Origin of the sequence: Sphingomonas sp. BK345 (assembly GCF_014193845.1) — a bacterium.
GTDB lineage: Bacteria > Pseudomonadota > Alphaproteobacteria > Sphingomonadales > Sphingomonadaceae > Sphingomonas.
The window spans coordinates 654,723-671,554 of the sequence record NZ_JACHZX010000002.1; the positions used below are offsets into that span (position 1 = coordinate 654,723).

General features: G+C 70.3%; 18 protein-coding genes. 7 read left to right on the top strand and 11 right to left on the bottom strand.

Annotated features, from left to right (window positions below; all coding sequences use genetic code 11):
- Positions 1-298: 298 nt before the first annotated feature.
- Genes FHY03_RS08260 through FHY03_RS08275 form a run of 4 tightly spaced genes read right to left on the bottom strand, consistent with a single transcriptional unit; the run spans position 299 to position 3,625 of the window.
- Positions 299-1,153, bottom strand: coding sequence for a MotE family protein (locus tag FHY03_RS08260; protein ID WP_183929965.1), 855 nt, complete (start codon positions 1,151-1,153; stop codon positions 299-301).
- Positions 1,150-1,803, bottom strand: coding sequence for a hypothetical protein (locus tag FHY03_RS08265; RefSeq protein ID WP_183929967.1), 654 nt, complete (start codon positions 1,801-1,803; stop codon positions 1,150-1,152). The genes FHY03_RS08260 and FHY03_RS08265 overlap by 4 nt, the downstream gene beginning before the upstream one ends.
- The gene (fliM, locus tag FHY03_RS08270) at positions 1,800-3,113 is read right to left on the bottom strand and encodes a flagellar motor switch protein FliM (protein WP_183929969.1); all 1,314 of its coding nucleotides are present in this window, start codon (positions 3,111-3,113) and stop codon (positions 1,800-1,802) included. Before fliM ends, FHY03_RS08265 begins: the two co-directional genes overlap by 4 nt.
- Positions 3,110-3,625: a flagellar basal body-associated FliL family protein gene (locus tag FHY03_RS08275; protein ID WP_311721341.1), complete on the bottom strand. Its 516-nt coding sequence runs from the start codon at positions 3,623-3,625 to the stop codon at positions 3,110-3,112. Before FHY03_RS08275 ends, fliM begins: the two co-directional genes overlap by 4 nt.
- Before the next feature lie 189 nt (positions 3,626-3,814).
- Between FHY03_RS08275 and FHY03_RS08280 the strand changes: the two genes are divergently transcribed.
- The 6 genes from FHY03_RS08280 (at position 3,815) to FHY03_RS08305 (ending at position 8,870) form a co-directional block, all read left to right on the top strand.
- Positions 3,815-4,561 (top strand): flagellar hook-basal body complex protein, encoded by a 747-nt coding sequence (locus FHY03_RS08280; RefSeq protein WP_183929973.1) that lies wholly within the window; start codon positions 3,815-3,817, stop codon positions 4,559-4,561.
- A 38-nt stretch (positions 4,562-4,599) separates the two neighbouring features.
- Positions 4,600-5,385, top strand: a complete 786-nt coding sequence (gene flgG / locus FHY03_RS08285; protein WP_183929975.1) for a flagellar basal-body rod protein FlgG — start codon at positions 4,600-4,602, stop codon at positions 5,383-5,385.
- A 4-nt stretch (positions 5,386-5,389) separates the two neighbouring features.
- Entirely contained in the window at positions 5,390-5,848 is a 459-nt protein-coding gene (flgA, locus tag FHY03_RS08290; protein WP_183920510.1) for a flagellar basal body P-ring formation chaperone FlgA, read from the top strand.
- 16 nt (positions 5,849-5,864) lie between these two features.
- Positions 5,865-6,632, top strand: coding sequence for a flagellar basal body L-ring protein FlgH (gene flgH / locus FHY03_RS08295; protein WP_183929977.1), 768 nt, complete (start codon positions 5,865-5,867; stop codon positions 6,630-6,632).
- A 634-nt stretch (positions 6,633-7,266) separates the two neighbouring features.
- Positions 7,267-7,515, top strand: a complete 249-nt coding sequence (locus FHY03_RS08300) for a hypothetical protein (protein ID WP_183920506.1) — start codon at positions 7,267-7,269, stop codon at positions 7,513-7,515.
- A 14-nt stretch (positions 7,516-7,529) separates the two neighbouring features.
- Positions 7,530-8,870 carry a L,D-transpeptidase family protein gene (locus tag FHY03_RS08305; protein WP_183929979.1) on the top strand — a complete coding sequence of 447 codons (1,341 nt, stop codon included), beginning with the start codon at positions 7,530-7,532 and terminating at the stop codon, positions 8,868-8,870.
- Between the two features lie 6 nt (positions 8,871-8,876).
- Here the strand turns inward: FHY03_RS08305 and FHY03_RS08310 are convergent, their stop codons facing one another.
- The 4 genes from FHY03_RS08310 to gltX all read right to left on the bottom strand — a co-directional run bounded on the left by FHY03_RS08310 (position 8,877) and on the right by gltX (position 12,137).
- The gene (locus tag FHY03_RS08310) at positions 8,877-9,098 is read right to left on the bottom strand and encodes a glutathione S-transferase N-terminal domain-containing protein (RefSeq protein ID WP_183929981.1); all 222 of its coding nucleotides are present in this window, start codon (positions 9,096-9,098) and stop codon (positions 8,877-8,879) included.
- 115 nt (positions 9,099-9,213) lie between these two features.
- The gene (locus FHY03_RS08315) at positions 9,214-9,411 is read right to left on the bottom strand and encodes a hypothetical protein (RefSeq protein ID WP_183921523.1); all 198 of its coding nucleotides are present in this window, start codon (positions 9,409-9,411) and stop codon (positions 9,214-9,216) included.
- Positions 9,412-9,415: 4 nt separating this feature from the next.
- Positions 9,416-10,699, bottom strand: a complete 1,284-nt coding sequence (locus FHY03_RS08320; protein WP_183929983.1) for a citrate synthase — start codon at positions 10,697-10,699, stop codon at positions 9,416-9,418.
- A gap of 13 nt (positions 10,700-10,712) precedes the next feature.
- Positions 10,713-12,137 (bottom strand): glutamate--tRNA ligase, encoded by a 1,425-nt coding sequence (gltX, locus tag FHY03_RS08325; RefSeq protein WP_183929985.1) that lies wholly within the window; start codon positions 12,135-12,137, stop codon positions 10,713-10,715.
- A 104-nt stretch (positions 12,138-12,241) separates the two neighbouring features.
- Between gltX and FHY03_RS08330 the strand changes: the two genes are divergently transcribed.
- Positions 12,242-14,386 carry a ComEC/Rec2 family competence protein gene (locus FHY03_RS08330; protein ID WP_260158779.1) on the top strand — a complete coding sequence of 715 codons (2,145 nt, stop codon included), beginning with the start codon at positions 12,242-12,244 and terminating at the stop codon, positions 14,384-14,386.
- A 61-nt stretch (positions 14,387-14,447) separates the two neighbouring features.
- Here the strand turns inward: FHY03_RS08330 and lexA are convergent, their stop codons facing one another.
- The 3 genes from lexA to moaC are packed head-to-tail and all read right to left on the bottom strand — an operon-like array spanning position 14,448 to position 16,832.
- The gene (gene lexA / locus FHY03_RS08335; RefSeq protein ID WP_183920496.1) at positions 14,448-15,113 is read right to left on the bottom strand and encodes a transcriptional repressor LexA; all 666 of its coding nucleotides are present in this window, start codon (positions 15,111-15,113) and stop codon (positions 14,448-14,450) included.
- A gap of 58 nt (positions 15,114-15,171) precedes the next feature.
- A complete protein-coding gene (glp, locus tag FHY03_RS08340) occupies positions 15,172-16,365 on the bottom strand; it encodes a gephyrin-like molybdotransferase Glp (protein ID WP_183920494.1) in 1,194 nt (397 codons plus the stop codon).
- The gene (gene moaC / locus FHY03_RS08345) at positions 16,365-16,832 is read right to left on the bottom strand and encodes a cyclic pyranopterin monophosphate synthase MoaC (protein WP_183920492.1); all 468 of its coding nucleotides are present in this window, start codon (positions 16,830-16,832) and stop codon (positions 16,365-16,367) included. Before moaC ends, glp begins: the two co-directional genes overlap by 1 nt.

The window sequence follows — 16,832 nt, forward strand, 5'->3', positions numbered from 1 at the left end:
CGCGTGCGCCGAGTGCGAGCCTCGTGACGTGAAGCGCTATCAGCGCCCCAGACCACCGCTGCCGCTCCGATCAACGCGGCGATCGGGGCGGCTCCGGTCCGCGATGCGCGATCGTGGGAGCTTGCTAGCCCCGAGGATCGGCGCAGTGTGGCGCTTACAGACATCGTGGTTTGCGAGCACCGAGGAACGTAAGCGGCCCCGGCGCCTGACGATCACGTCACATGCGCTCCGATATGCACCCGACAAGGTGGCGTCGATCAGTTCGCCTTGTGGTAGGCATGCGGCAACCGTGCGTAACCTAGGTAGCAGGTCGCGCTGAAGGGGCTGCAGACCGGCTGGGCGTGCCGCCGGCGTCCGACGGCGGGAGCGGCGGAGCGGCGACGCGCGGTGGGATCACCCGCGGCGAGACGGGGCCCAAACGCGGCGGCTCGGCGCGCGCCGGTGCCGACGTCTGGGCTACTGCCGGCCGCGCCGTCGACGGTCGCGGCGCTGCTGTGGGTAGAGTGATCCCCGCCGCGGTGGCGACGCGCTGCTGCGCCGCCGACATCTCGGGCGCGGCACGTCCGGCGAGGGCGGTGCTGAGCCTCAGCGCGGCCGCGGGCGTCATCGCTCCCATCATCAGCGCCAGCGACCGGCCGCGCATACGCCGCGCCACCTGTGCCTGAAGATCAATGTCCAATGCCGCGAAAACCGGTGCCGCGCGATTCGGCTTCATCGTCTGATAGACGCGCGCGAGATCTTCGATCGGCTGCGGCGCATCGCCGTAACCGCCTGCCTGGTCAGTGCCCGTTCCGTCGCCGCGGCGGGCGCCGAGCTGCGACTGAAGCCGCTGCTCCAGCGCCAGCGCGCTCTGCTCGCGCAGCTCCGCGGCACGGTTGCGTCGTGCGATCGCTTGGTCCCGCTCGCTGATGCTCTGCGCGATCGCGTTGCCGAAGCGATTGTCGCTCACCGCCTCGGTCGCACTTGTTCCCGCGACCGCATGCGCGATCGTCGAGGCCGCCGCTGCACCGGCGGTGAGCGTGAGCAGCGACGGCCGGAGCAGGCGCTTGGTCCAGCCGCGCGCCGGCGCCGCTGTCACACTGGCCGAGGGTAGGGGCTTCGCAGCCGCTGCGCCGGCGCGCGCCGCGGCAGGGGGAACAACTTGCTGGGTCACGATCGGGGTTCCTTGGCAGCGGCTTTGGACGACGTATCGGCGCGATCAACCCCACCCGTGGTGAAGTGCTCGCGCTCATCGGTCGAGGGCGCTTCGGTCGCGGAAGAAACCGCGAGCGCTCTTCCCCGACCATTCCGGCTACTCTTCTCCACTTGGCGCGGTCTGGTGACAGGTGCCGGCGTGGGTGGGACAGGCATCGAAGTTGCGTCCTCGGATCCCTCGCGCGCTTCCTGCGCCGACGACGAAGAGGCTCGTCCCTCCGTGTGACGGGCGGCGCGCCCGTCGAGCTCACCGGCTACCCGGGGTACGTCGCGCGCGCCGTTCGCCGCCGCCAGGATGCGCTCGGCGACTCCGTTGCCGATGTCGATCATCAGCGACAGCTCGTCGCGCAGGGTGACCAGCTGCGCGCGCAGGTCGCGGGCGCCGCGCACCGCCGCGTCGAGCGGCGGGCCCTCGGCGCTCAGCACCTTGGTGAGCTCGCCGAGCGCCTGCTGCGACGTGTCCGTGGCGGCCTCGAGCGAGGCGACCACCTCGATCAGCCCGGCGTGGCGGAGCTTGTGCACGGCGCGCGAGAGCCGCACCGTCTGCACCAGCACCGCGGCGCAGAACAGCGAGGTTATGACATTGGTGATGAAGGAGAGGTCAGTCACGACGCCACCTGACCGATCGGGGTGCTCAGCCGGATCGCCGCCAGCGAGCTGTGCGTGCCGATCGTGCCCGTCGCGAGCGGGACGCCGCGACATTCAAGTGCGACGCCGTCGTCGGGCGCGCGGTCGAGCGTGATCGTGCGCCCCTCACTGAGCGCGAGATAGTCCTCGATCCTCAGCTCGCGCTCGCCGAGCACGGCGTCGACCTGCACCTCGGTATGCAACAGCTCCTCGGCGATATGGCTCTCCCACATCGTGTTGCGCCCCATCTTCTCGCCGACGAAGCGCTCGATCAGCTTTTCCCGAACCGGCTCGATCGTGGCGTGCGGCAGGACGAGATGGAAGCGGCCACCGCGCCCCTCCATGTCGATGCGGAAGCTCGCTACCGCGGTGAGGTTGGTCGGCGCCGCGATCGCGGCGAAGCGCGGCGTCACCTCCACGCGCTCGAGCGCGAAGTCGACCGGCTCGATCGCCTCGAACGACTGAGCGAAATCGTCGAGCGTCTGCTGCATCATGCGCCCGACCAGATGTGTCTCGATGGCGGTAAAGGCGCGACCGTCGATGCGCATCGTATTCGGGGCACGGCGACCGCCCAGGAGCGAGTCGACAACCGCGTAGACGAGCGATGAGTCGACGGTGATCAGCCCGTAATTGCCCCATTGCTTGGCGAGGAAGACGCCGATCATCGCGGGGAGCGGCAGATGGTCCATGAACTCGGCGAACCGCATCGTGCTCACGCGTTCGGCGCGGACGTCCAGCGAATCGGCGGTCAGGTTGCGCATGCTGGTACCGAGCGTGCGGACCATGCGCTCGCACACGACCTCGAGCATCGGCAGTCGCTCGTGATTGGCGACGTCGGCCTCGATCAGCGCGCGCAACCCGGTGCGCCGCGTCGGCCGGGGGGCGCTCTCGACGCCGAAGAGAGCGTCGATGCTCGCCTGGTCGAACGTGTCCGGCGCGTCGCCGTTCGCGCCAGGCTCGATCGTGTCGGTTGGCCCGGCGTGGCCTGAATCGATTGTCGTCGGAGTCGGCGCGGGACTTGTGGCGGCGGCGGCGCCGCTCGCCGGTGCGGCGGCGCTCGGCCGGACGAGTGTCGCCGCGTCCGTTGCGGAAGCCGTGGCGTGTGTGACGTTGGGCTCGCCCGGCGCCGTCGCTCGCGCCGCCGCGGGTGCGCGCGCCTCGGCTGGTCGCGGCGTCGCGGCGGCGGTCGCGCGATCGGTGTTGACGCGGTCGCCGCGCGGCGGATCGGTGCGCTCCGGGCGCGCGGGGGCGGGGGTGGAGCCGGGTGCGCGGCCGTCGGGACTGGTGGTCATTGCTCGATCAGATCCTGGATCAGCACCTCGTTCACGCCGTCATGGCCGAGCGCGTCGCGCAACCGCACCAGGATCTCTTCCTTGACCCGGAACACGGCGGCCGAACCGCTGAGATCCTCCGGGCGCAGCTCGCGCAAAAACGACTGCAGCGTGTCGAGGATCAGCGGCATCGACGAGGTGATCCGGCCGACCTGCGCGGCGTCAGAGGCGACGATGACGAAGTGCAATTTGAGGAAATGCTGTCGGCCGTCGGCGCTGCGCAAGGTCACCACCATCGGCGGCACGTCAACATAGCGCGCGCTGGCCGCCTGGCCGCTTGGCTGTCCGGCCGTGTCCCCGCCGCCGAACGGCCATACGTCGGCGAATGCCAAGCCACCGCCGATGATCAGGAGAGCGGCCAAGCCGACGATCACCGCCAGCAGCAGGCGACGTTGCTCGTCGCGCGGTTCCGTCGTCACCGCCGCGGTGCCGCGGGACCGGTCGAATCTCAACACGTCGGCTCGTTCTGCCACGTCATACCTCATGCTTGGCCGCGCAATTTCGAGCGGTGAGCCACCACCCGGCGCGGTTGGTCCTATTATAGGGGCGAGCCTCGGGCAGTTGCCGCGACGCGCTGGTTTTTGGTGCGAGGACCGCGCCGATCCCGGCCGCGGCGGCGGCGCCGCGGCGATGCAACGTAGAAGGACGGGCGAGAGAGACGGATGGGATCCGACGTATCCACCTATGTGCTGCTGAGCCACCAGGCCGCGCTGCGGCGTCAGCTCGACGTCACCGCCAACAACATGGCGAACAGCAGCACGGTCGGCTTCAAGCGCGAGCAGGAAGTCTTCCGTGAACACGTCGAGCGCGTCCGCCGCGCCCCGATCGAGGACGCCAAGCGCCTGTCCTTCGTGCTCGATTACGGCCAAGTGCATGACTCCCGCGTGGGCGCCTTCCAGCCCACCGGCAATCCGCTCGACGTGATGATCGACGGCCCGGGCTATCTCTCGGTAGAGGACGCGAGCGGTGCGACCGCTTATACGCGCGCCGGCTTCATCACCCTTCTCACCACCGGGGAGCTCGGCACCCCGTCGGGCGCACCGCTGCTCGACGAGAACGGTCGCCACATCGCGGTATCGCCGGACGAGCGGGGCAGTCTCGCCATCGCCGAGGACGGCACCGTCTCGACCAGCGCCGGCCCGATCGCTCGGCTCGCGGTGACCCAGTTCGACGAGATGCGCGTGAACGAGCGCGGCGACGGCCTGCTCACCGGCGCCGGCGGGCGGCTGCTGCCGGCCGCGGAGACGCGCCTGCGAAGCGGCGGCGTCGAGGGCTCGAACGTGCAGCCGATCATCGAGACGACCAACATGATCGAGGTGCTGCGCGCCTATCAGCGCACCAGCGAGGCCGCCGCCAATATCGACACGCTGCGCAAGCTCGCGATCTCGCGGCTCGCCAAGCCCGACTGATCACCTTTCCGACCCACTCTCACCACAGGAAAACCACGATGCGCTCCCTGTCGATCGCCGCGAGCGGAATGCTCGCGCAACAGACCAACGTCGACGTCATCGCGAACAACATCGCGAACATGAACACCACCGCCTTCAAGCGGCAGCGGCCCGAGTTCGAGGACCTGTTGTACGAGCAGGTGAGCCGGCCCGGCGCGGCGACCAGCGCCGACGGCACGCGCGTGCCCGCGGGCATCCAGCTCGGCAGCGGCGTGCGCGCCGCCGGCGTGTATCGTGTTCTGGAGCAGGGTGCGACCACCGAAAGCAAGAGCAAGTTCGACGTCGCGATCCTCGGTCAGGGCTATTTCCGCATCGCGCTGCCCAACGGCGAGGTCGCTTATACGCGTTCGGGCGCGTTCAAGCTCTCGGACCAGGGCGAGGTGGTGACGACCGACGGCTATCGCGTCCAGCCAGACATCACCATCCCCAACGGCGCCACCGACGTGTCGATCAGCCCGACCGGGCTCGTGCAGGTCAAGCTCGCCGACCAGGTGCAGCTGCAGGACGTCGGCCAGCTCGACCTCGCGACCTTTGTCAACGAGGCGGGGCTCGAGGCACTCGGCTCCAATTTGTTCCAAGAGACCGAGGCCTCGGGCCAGCCGACGGTCGCCAATCCGGGGCAGCCGGGATTCGGGACGCTCAAACAGGGCTATCTCGAGGCGTCGAACGTCAACCCGGTGGCCGAGATCACCGCGCTGATCAGCGCGCAGCGCGCCTATGAGATGAACAGCCGTATCGTGAAGACGGCCGACGAGATGCTCGCCACCACGACGCAGCTGCGGTGAGGTGATGCGGTTCGGGTTTACGCTGCTTGCCGTCGCTCTTCTGCCAGTGGTGGGAGCGCCCGCGGCAGCGCAGTCCGCGGCGCCCGCGGCGCCCGTCGTCCTGGCGCAGCCGGTCGCGGCGGGAGCCGTGATCGGCGCCGACGATCTGCGCGTATGGGACATGGGCGATCCGCCGCCGATGCGCGGCGCGCTGGCAATGGCGAATATCGTCGGCCGCGCCGCGGCGCGCCGGCTCGCCGCGGGCGCGGTCGTGCGCGAGGGCGACGTGCGCGCGCCGCAGGTAATCCAGCGCGGCGAACCGGTCATGCTCGTGCTGCGCAGCGGCGCGCTGACGATCAGCACACAGGGCCAGGCGCTCAACGCCGCCGGATTGGGTGAGCCGGTCCGCGTGATCTGCGATTCGACCAAGCGCACGCTCTCGGGTCGTGCCGAGGCGCCGGGCCGCGTCGTGGTCGCCGGCTGAAGGAAGGAAGAGCGTGATGAGACTGCAGCCCTACCGCGGCGTCCTGCTGCTCGCCGCGATCGTGCCGCTGCTCGCCGGCTGCGGTTCGGTCGGCCGGCTGAAGGCGATCGGCAAGCCGCCCAAGATCGAACCGGCGGAGACGCCGGTGGCCCCGACGGTGACCCCCTCGCTCGGGGACCAGGCGCAATATGGGCGGGACCCGGCGGCGATGACCGAGCCAGGCGGCAGCGCCTCGTTGTTCCGTACCGGCGCGGGCGCCTTCTTCCATGACCAGCGCGCCTCGCAGGTCGGCGACATCCTCACGGTGCGGATCAGCATCGCCGACAGCGCCACGCTCGACAACAAGTCGAGCCGCGCGCGAAGCGGCAACGACAGCGTCGGTCTGCCCAACTTTCTCGGGCTGGAGAATACGCTCAAGAAGGTCCTGCCGTCGGGCGCCAACCCGGCCTCGCTGATCGACACCAAGAACGCGTCGGGCAGCACCGGCACGGGCAACACGTCGCGCAGCGAGCAGATCAACACCGTCGTCGCGGCCACCGTCGTTGGGGTGCTGCCCAACGGCAACCTCGTGATCCGCGGTCACCAGGAGGTGCGAGTCAATTTCGAGCTGCGTCAGCTCCTCGTCAGTGGCATCGTCCGGCCGCAGGATATCGCGCGCGACAATAGCGTGCTGAGCAGCCAGATCGCCGACGCTCGCATCAGCTATGGTGGCCGAGGGCAGATCACCGATGTGCAGCAGCCGCGCTGGGGTCAGCAAGTGATCGAGGCGGTTTCTCCTTTCTGAGCTGCGTGGGCGCACGGCCAGTCTTGTCCGGCCGCGCTTGGGGACGTGAACGGCACGTCGCGACGAGGCGCCGATCACGTCGCGGTCGTGGCCGATCAGGGTTCGCCACTCGGCGGCTAACCCGCCGCGCGGTGACCGTGAGCCGGATGCCGTGAAGCGCGATGAGGAAGCTCATCGCGGGCTGCTGCATTCGTCCTGATCTCATCCCTATGGCATATCCTGGTTGGTCTGACGAAAGGCCTCGGTGAGAAGGCACCGGGTGACGCGCATTCGGCTGACTGCCTCGTGAAGTCGGGCGTCACTGACGCGAGGGGAAAGGGGCGCCTGTCCCACGACGTCGTCGCTGCCGGCGACGGCGCTTCCCGCAAGAACCCAGAGAGCTGAAACGATCCAGACCGTTACGCCATCGCACCCCCGCGTGTCGCCTCAGGCAACCCGGATCGCCTGGATCACTTCCTAGTCTCCGCCGGGCGTAGCGGTGCCGATCGCCCCCTCGAGCGCGTGACAGCTCGGCGTACGCGCGTCTCCGTTGATCGCTCGATTGATGACCACTTGTCGGCGCCGTGCGCTGCTGCAAGGACAGGGAACTTCAGTTGCGGCACGGGAACCGGTCGCGTCGAAAAGGGAGAAGACAATGCGTGTTCGTACCGCTGTGACCGCCGCCTGCGGGCTGGCGATGCTCGCCGCCTGCTCGAAGAAGCCGGTCACCCCGCTGCCGCCGCCGCCGCCGCCGGGCGCGGTCGCCGGCAGCAGCGCCGCCGACCGCGACGGTGATGGTATCGTCGACGGCTATTACACGTCGGACGGCATCTATCACCCCTATGCGCCGCCGGCCCCTCCGCCGCCGCCGCCCGCGCCGACCCGTCGCGGAGAGCGCGGCTGATCGCTGACGCGTCGGTGCGGCGAGCGGGACGGGGGCGCGCGGCGGCGCTGCTGCTGCTCGCCGCCGCGCCGGCCGGCGCCGAGCAAGGAGCGGCAGCAGCGCCACGGGCCGCATCGGCGCGCGCGTTGGCCGACGACGCCGCCGAGCGCGCCGTCGCCGCGGCGTTGCGCGACCGCGCGGGGGGCTGGATCGGGCGGGTCTATGCCGAGCGCGGCTATCGCCCGCTCTGGGCCGCCGGCGGCCGTCTCGGTCCCGCCGCCGACGCGCTGCTCGACGATCTTGAGACGAGCACGCTCGACGGGCTCGACTCTAGCTATGGCGCGCGCGAACTTCGCGCTCAACTCGCGGCGGCGCGCCAGCGCGGGGATGCCGATGGCGTCGCGCGCGTAGAGCTGGCGCTGTCCAAGGCGTTCACGCGCTACGTCCGCGACCAGCGCCGCGCCCGCGACGTCGGGATGATCTGGGCCGATCCGTCGCTCAAGCCCAAGCGCTTGAAGCCAGAGGCGGTGCTGCGCGCCGCGGCCTTCCCGCGATCCTTCAACGACTATGTCGCCGGCATGGAGTGGATGAGCCCGCATTACGTTCGTCTCCGAGAGCTGGTCGCGCGCGCGCGCCGCGACGGCGTCGCACCTGCCGACGAGCAGCGGCTTCGCCGCAACCTCGAGCGCGCCCGGCTGCTACCCGGCCCGTGGACGCGACACATCGTCGTCGACGCCTCGTCGGGGCGACTGTGGTACTATGAGGCGGGCCGCCAAGCGGGGACGATGAAGGTGGTGGTGGGCGCGCGCGAGACGCAGACGCCGCTGCTCGCCGGCGTGGTGCAATGGGCCATCGTCAATCCCTACTGGAACGTTCCGACCTATCTCGCCCGCAAGAGCGTCGCGCCGAAGGTGCTGGCGGGCCGCTCGCTCGCTTCGCTGCGCATGGAAGCGCTGAGCGACTGGAGCGCGGCGGCGCGTCCGTTGCCCGCCGGCGCGATCGACTGGCACGCGATCGCCGCCGGCACGCGCGAGATCCGGCTGCGCGAGCTGCCGGGGCGCGGCAACTCGATGGGCCGGGTCAAGTTCCTGTTCCCCAACGACGAGGGCATCTACCTCCACGACACGCCCGACCGCGAGCTGCTCGACCGCGACGACCGTCACCTCAGCAATGGCTGTATCCGGCTGGAAAAGGCGCCGGTGCTGGCACGCTGGCTGACCGGTCGCCCTCTGCCGGCGTCGACACGGAACCCGGAGCAGGCGGTGGCGCTGCAGGTGCCCGTTCCCGTCTATCTCACCTATCTTACCGCGACGGAGAGCAAGGCGCGCGTGGCGTTCCGCGATGACATTTACGGCCGCGACGCCGCCAGGAGCTAAGTCGGCCTACCGTCGAGCGCCGCTCAGCCCGGGAAAGCGAGGATCGATCCGCTGGATGCCGTCGTCGAGCACCAGCGTCGGCGCCTTCACCACGGGATTGATCGCGGCGAAGGCGTCCAGGTCGCGGAACACCGACAGGGGCTCGAGCGCGACGGGCAAGTCCATCATCGCCAACGACACCGCGACGTGGCGGACATAGGGCGAGTCGAGCGTTCCGATCAGGCGCATCATCGTCTCCGCCGTGCTCCCGAACGAGCGACCGCGATGACAACCCTAACCGCAGCTCGAGTTCGCGTCCGGGGTACGGCGACCCGAGTGGGCGATCCTCGATGACGCGGAGAGGCTAGCGCAGCCGCCGCCCCAGCAGGATCAGCAGCAGCCCGCCGACCGCGAGCGCGCTGCCATAATCGGCCCAGACCCGCTGATCGAGCATGAAGCTCGATCGCGGCCAGTGGATATAGCCGAGCCCCTGGCCGATCCAGAGCAAGCCCATCAGCGCCATCGCGGCGCCGAGCACGATCAGGATCGGCCGAAGGCGCATCGGCTCAGCGCTGCGCCAGCGGCACGTAGCTGCGCTGCGTCGGCCCGGTGTAGAGCTGACGCGGGCGACCGATCTTCTGGTCGGGATCGGTGATCATCTCGTTCCACTGCGCCACCCAGCCGACAGTGCGCGCGAGCGCGAACAGCACGGTGAACATGCTGGTCGGGAAGCCGATCGCCGAGAGGATCACGCCCGAGTAGAAGTCGACGTTGGGGAACAGCTTCTTCTCGACGAAATAGTCGTCGCTGAGCGCCAGCTCCTCGAGCCGCAGCGCGGTCTCGAACAGCGGATCCTGCACGTTGAGCGCCGCGAACACCTCGCGCACGGTCTTCTGCATGACCGTCGCGCGCGGATCGTAGTTCTTGTAGACGCGATGGCCGAAGCCCATCAGACGGAACGGATCGTTCTTGTCCTTGGCGCGCGCGATGAACTCGGGGATGCGCTCGGGCGTGCCGATCTCGTGCAGCATGTTGAGCGCCGCCTCGTTGGCGCCGCCATGCGCCGGGCCCCACAGGCAGGCGATGCCCGCGGCGATACAGGCGAACGGATTGGCGCCCGACGAGCCGGCGAGCCGCACCGTCGATGTCGAGGCATTCTGCTCGTGATCGGCGTGGAGGATGAAGATCCGGTCCATCGCGCGCTCGACCGCGGGGTTCACCTCATAGGGCTCGGCCGGCACACCGAACGTCATCCGCAGGAAGTTGCCCGTGTAGCTCAGCGAGTTGTCGGGATAGAGGAAGGGCTGGCCGACGCTGTACTTGTACGCCATCGCCGCGATCGTCGGCATCTTGGCGATCAGCCGGTGCGACGCGATCATGCGCTGCTGCGGATCGTGGATGTCGGTGGAGTCGTGGTAGAAGGCGCTCAGCGCACCGACCACGCCGCACATGATTGCCATGGGATGCGCGTCGCGACGGAAGCCGCGGAAGAATTGCGCCAGCTGCTCGTGCACCATGGTGTGGCGCGTGATCGTGTGGCTGAAATGGTCGAGCTCGCCCTGGTCGGGCAGCTCGCCGTTGAGCAGCAGGTAGCAGACTTCCATGAAGGTCGACTGCTCGGCCAGCTCGCCGATCGGGTAACCGCGGTGAAGCAGCACGCCCTCGTCGCCGTCGATATAGGTCAGCTTCGACTGGCACGAGGCGGTCGAGGTGAAGCCCGGGTCATAGGTGAACGCGCCGGTCTGCGCGTAGAGCTTGCGGATGTCGACCACGTCGGGGCCGACCGAGCCCGACAGCACCGGATATTCGAGCTCCTTGCCCGACAGGGCGAACTGGGCTGCTTCGGTCATGGATGATCTCCTGTCAGGCTTTGTGGTCCGCGATCCGAGCGAGGCTCTCGTCGCGTCCTAGAAGGACGAGTACGTCGAAGATGCCGGGCGAGGTCCTGCGCCCGGTGAGCGCGGCGCGGAGCGGCTGGGCGACCTGCCCCAGCTTGACCCCGGCCGCCTCGGCCACCTGCCGCACCGCGGCTTCGGTGGTCTCCGTATCCCAGTTGTGCACTGCGTCAAGCGCGCCGTGCAGCCGCGCCAGCAGCGCGGGGGCGTCGCCCGCCAGCAGCGGCGCCGCGTCGGGGTCGACCGCGAGCGGACGCGTTGCGAAGAGAAACGCGGTACCCTCGGCGAGCTCGTTGAGGTTGGCGGCGCGCGGCTTCAGCGCCGGGATCGCCGCGGCTAGCGAGGCGCGGCGCGTGTCGTCGTGATCGAAGCCGAGCTTCTCCGCGACCAGGTCGGCGAGCCGCGAGTCGTCGCTGGCGCGGATATAATGACCGTTGAGATGCTCGAGCTTCTTGAGATCGAACCGACTCGGCGACTTGCCCACGGCGTCGAGGTCGAACCATCGGATCGCGTCCTCGCGCGCGATAATCTCCTCGTCGCCGTGTCCCCAGCCGAGCCGCAGCAGGTAGTTGTCGAGCGCTTCGGGGAGGATGCCCATCTCGTCGCGATAGGCCTCGATGCCGACCGCGCCGTGGCGCTTGGAGAGCTTGGCGCCATCGCTGCCGTGGATCAGCGGGATGTGCGCGTAGACCGGGTCGGGCCATCCTCCCTCGATCGCGTCCATCGCGCGATAGATCGGCAGCTGGCGAAAGGCGTTGTTGAGATGATCGTCGCCGCGGATGACGTGGGTCACCCCCATGTCGTGGTCATCGACCACGACCGCGAGCATATAGGTCGGCGTGCCGTCGGAGCGCAGCAGGACGAGGTCGTCGAGCTCAACGTTCTGGACGGTGACCTCGCCTTGAACGCGGTCGTGGATCGTCGTCGCGCCCTCGGTCGGCGCGCGCAGGCGGACGACATAGGACTGGTCGGCGGGCCAGTCGGTGCGGTCGCGCCACGGCGAGCGGATCCGCAGCGGCTGCTTCGCCGCCTGGGCCTCGGCACGCATCGCGTCGAGCTCCGCGCTGGTGAGATAGCAGCGATAGGCGTGCCCTGCCTCGATCATCCGGTGGGCGACCCCGGCGTGGCGGTCGGCGCGAGCGAACTGGTAGACTTCCTCGCCGTCCCAATCGAGCCCGAGCCAGCGCATGCCGTTCAGGATGGCGTCAATCGCCGGCTGGGTCGAGCGCGCGCGATCGGTGTCCTCGATCCGCAGCCGAAAGCTCCCGCCGTGGTGGCGCGCGAAGAGAAGGTTGAACAGCGCGGTGCGCGCGCCGCCCAGGTGAAGGAACCCGGTCGGTGACGGGGCAAAGCGCGTGACGACGGCGCGCTCATTGATCTCGGTTGCGCTCAAGCGCGCGTGCTCCCAGGCTGGATGGTCGGATGGCTCGATCGGCCGCGCTCGCCCCTAGCAAAGCCTCTCTCCCGCATCAAATCGCCTCCCGCGCCGGCAACGCTTTGGAACGTTGGCTGGAAGCGGAGCGCGACCAACTTTTTCTGTGGCTGCCGGTGGCGCTGGGCACGGGCGCGGCGGCATGGTTCGTGCTGCCGGAGCGGCACGAATGGGTCGCGCTCATCCTGATCGCGCTCGGGCTCGCCGCCGCCGCGGCGGTGAGCTGGCGCGGCGGTCGCGCGGCGCCGTTTGCGGCGATGCTCGGCCTCGCGGTCGCGGCGGGAACGGGGCTCGCGTGGACGCGCGCGACGCGAGTCGCCGCGCCGACGCTCGACCGGTCCGCGGTGGTGCGGCTGGTGGGCGAGGTGGAGAAGATCGAGCCGCTGCCCGCGCGCGGGCTGGTGCGGGTGACGCTGGGTGCCTTGCGGTGGGAGCGGCCACCACGCCGCGCGCCGCTCCACGTGCGCGTGAGCCTGCCCGAGCGCGCGATACCGACCAATCTCGCGGCGAGTGCCGCCATGACGTTGCGCGCGCGGCTGATGCCGCCTGCGGCCCCCACGGTTCCTGGCGCCTATGATGCCGCCCGCGCGGCCTGGTTCGACCGCGTCGGGGCGAGCGGGCGCGGCTTCGAGCCGGTCACTGTACGGGGGGTGGGCACGCCGGGCGTGCGCGACCGGCTCACCGCGCATATCACCGCGGCGCTCGCGGGTAGCGCCGGCGGTATCGCGGCGGCGCTGGTGACAGGCGACATGGGCGCGATCGACGACAGCGACTCGCTGGCGATGCGGCGTGCCGGGCTGGCGCACCTGCTCTCGGTCAGCGGGCTGCACATTACCGCGACCGTAGGAATCGTGATGGCGGCGGTGCTGCGGCTGCTCGCGCTGTCGCGGCGACTGGCGTTGACGGGGCTGCTTCCGCTCATCGCGGCCGGAGCAGGGGCGGGGGCGGCGATCGGCTATACTTGGCTGACGGGATCGCAGGTGCCGACGATCCGCAGCTGCGTCGCCGCGCTGATGGTGCTCGCCGCGCTGGCGCTCGGGCGCGAGGCGCTGACGCTGCGACTGGTGGCGATGGGCGCGCTGGTAGTGCTGGTCGCCTGGCCCGAGGCAGTGGTGGGGCCGAGCTTCCAGCTCTCGTTCGCGGCGGTCGCCTCGATCGTCGCCTTGCACGAGCACCCGCGGGTCCGCGCCGCGCTGCTGGCACGCGACGAGCCATGGCCGCATCGATGGACGCGCGAGGCCGTGTCGCTGCTCGTGACCGGGGCGGTGGTCGAGCTCGCGCTGATGCCGATCGCCGTCTTCTCTTTCCATCAGGCCGGTGCCTATGGCGCGATCGCCAACATCGTCGCCATTCCGCTGACCACCTTCGCGATCATGCCGGCGGTCGCGGTGGCACTGCTGCTCGACACGCTCGGCTGGGGCGCGCCGGCGTGGTGGGTGGCGGGACGGGCGATCGCACTGTTGCTGTGGATCGCGCACAGCGTCGCCGCGCTCCCCGGCGCGGTGCGCGCGATCCCGGCCATGCCGCTGGGTGCTTTCGCGACGATGGTGGGGGGTGGTATCTGGCTGGCATTGTGGCGCACGCGGGCGCGCTATCTGGGGCTGGCACCGCTGGCGATCGGGGCGGCGTGGACGTTGGCGACCCCCGCTCCGGACCTGCTCATCACAGGCGACGGGCGCCACCTGGCGGTGCGCCAGGCGGACGGCGGCTTGATGCTGCTGCGCGACCGTGCCGGCGGCTACGTGCGCGACGTGCTCGCGCAGAACGCCGGGATCGACGGCGTGCCGGGCTTGCTCAGCGAGTCCCCCGAAGCGCGCTGCAATCGCGACCTGTGCTGGTGGCAGCGTCGCGTCGACGGGCGCTGGTGGCGCGTGCTGGCGACGCGCAGTGGCTACACCGTGCCGATGCAGCGGCTGACGGCGCTTTGCGCCACGGCAGACGTCATGGTGAGTGAGCGCCGGCTGCCGCGCCGCTGTCGCGCGCGCTGGCTGACGCTCGACCGTGATGCCCTGGCCCATAGTGGCGGGGTAGCGATCACCTTCAAAGATACGCGTGTCATGGCGGTGCGGAAGGAAGGGGACGAACACCCCTGGGCGATGGCGGACGAGCGATCCGCCCGTGCTCCTGCGCACGCAGGAGCCCAGAGCCACGAGCACTGCCGCCTGCGACCCTGGGCTCCTGCGTGCGCAGGAGCACGGCACGTCGACTAGGCGGCGACTGATTGGAGCGTGCGCAAGAACCGACCGCCTGCCACCCCGACACCCCCGCCGCTCAGTCGTAGCGACGCAGGATCCCCGCCAGCTTGCCCTGCACCCGCACCTGAGTCGGCGCGTAGCGCTGCGGGTCGTAGGAGCGATTCGCCGGATCGAGCCGGATCATCGCACCCTCGCGACGGAAATATTTGAGCGTCGCCTCGCTCTCGTCGATCAGCGCCACCACGATCTCACCGTCGCGCGCCACTTCCTGGCGGCGGATCAACGCATAGTCACCGTCGAGGATGGCGGCGTCGACCATCGAGTCCCCCGCCACCTCCAAGGCGAAATGTTCGCCACTGCCGAGCAGGGCGGCAGGAACGGGCAGGGTGGTCGCGCCCTCGAACGCCTCGATCGGCACGCCCGCGGCGATGCGGCCGTGGAGCGGGATCTCGACGACATCGTTGGCGGGCACCACGAGCTCGACCGGCGCCCGCTTGGCCGGGGCTGCGGCGCGTTTGGGTTCGCCGCGCTCGGGCGCCTTGAGCACTTCCAGCGCGCGCGCGCGATTGGGCAGGCGGCGGAGATACCCGCGCTCCTCGAGCGCGCTGATCAGCCGATGGACACCCGACTTGCTCTTCAGCTCGAGCGCGTCCTTCATCTCCTCGAACGAGGGCGACACGCCGCTCTCGGCGAGCCGATCCTCGATGAAGCAGATCAGCTCGTGCTGTTTGCGCGTCAGCATGTCCACACTCCCCATTCGCGAACGGATGCGGAACCTTTATGGAACACGACAGGCCTCGTCAAGCGATGACGAGGATTTCCGCCGAGTCGCCCGCGCGCGTCGCTGGAGCGTGCGGCGGACGCACGATCAGGCAGGTCGAGCGCGCCAGCGTGCGCAGCATCGAGCTGTCCTGGATAGTCGAGGCATAGGCACGTCCCTCGCGCAGTTCGGCGCGCAGATAGTCGCTGCGCTCGCCGTTGGCGGGCAGGTCCTCACCGAGGATCGCGCTGGTCGCAGTGGGGAAGGGATCGGCCGCGCCGGCGAGGTGCGCCACCAAAGGCCGCACGAACAGCAGCGCGGTGACGAAGGCTGAGACCGGGTTCCCGGGCAGCCCGACCACTGCCAGCCCATCGCGCCGCCCCGCCAGCATGGGCTTGCCGGGGCGCAGCGCGATCCGCCAGAAGTCGAGCGTCACCCCTGCCGCCTCAAGCGCCGGCCGTACCAAGTCATGGTCCCCGACCGACGCGCCGCCGGTGGTGACGAGCATGTCGGCGTGGACCGCGGCGAAGGACTGGGTGAGCGTGTCGAGCCGGTCGGGCAGGATGCCGAGATCGACGATCTCCGCGCCGCTGTCGGCCAGCAGCGCGCGCAGCAGCAGCCGGTTGGACTCGGGCAGCGCCTCGCCCGGCGTACCAGGTTCGACCAGCTCGTCGCCGGTCGCGGCGAGCGCGACGCGCACCGGTCGCGCGACCGTGACCCGGCCGACCCCGCCGGTGGCCGCCACCGCGAGCCGCGCGGGGGTGAAGCGCTCGCCGCGCGCGACCAGCACGTCTCCCGCCGCGAAGTCGAGCCCGCGCGCGCGCACGTTGCGCCCCTGATGCGCCGGCCCCTCGCCGTCGAGCTCGACCTTGTCGCCCTTGCGCCGCGCCTCTTCCTGGACGAGGACGGTGTCACTGCCCGCGGGCATCATGGCGCCGGTGAAGATCCGCACCGCCTCGCCGGGCGACAGCGCGCCCGTGTGCGGAGCGCCCGCCGCGCTCTCGCCGACGACGCGCAGGGGGCCGGGCAGGTCGGCGTAGCGCAGCGCGTAGCCGTCCATCGCCGAGACATCGCGCGCGGGCTGGGTACGCCGCGCCACCACCGGCGCGGCGGCCCAGCGCCCGAGGGCCTCGGCGAGCGACACCTCGACAGGGGCGACGGGCGTGCCCAGCGCCAGCACACGCGCCTGCGCCTCGGCGACCGGCAGCAGCCCCGGCCGTGACGGCGACCCCATCAGGCGCGCCAGTCGCCGGAGCGTCCGCCGCTCTTGGCGAGCAGGCGCACGCCGCCGATCACCATGGTCTTGTCGAGCGCCTTGGCCATGTCGTAGACGGTGAGTAGCGCGACCGACACGGCGGTGAGCGCCTCCATCTCGACCCCGGTCTTGCCGTCGGTCGCGACCGTGGCCGAGGCCGTTACGCCATGCTCGTCGACGGTCAGGTCGACCGCGACGCGGCTGATCGGCAGCGGGTGGCAGAGCGGGACGAGCTCGCTGGTGCGCTTGGCCGCCATGATCCCGGCGACACGCGCCACGGCGAGCACATCACCCTTGGCGACCGCGCCGTCACGGATCGCGGCGGCCGCCTCCGCCACCATGTCGATCCGGCCGCTCGCCACCGCCTCGCGTCGCGTCACCTGCTTGCCGCCGACATCGACCATGTGCGCCGCACCCGAATCGTCGAGATGGGTGAGCCCCGTCAT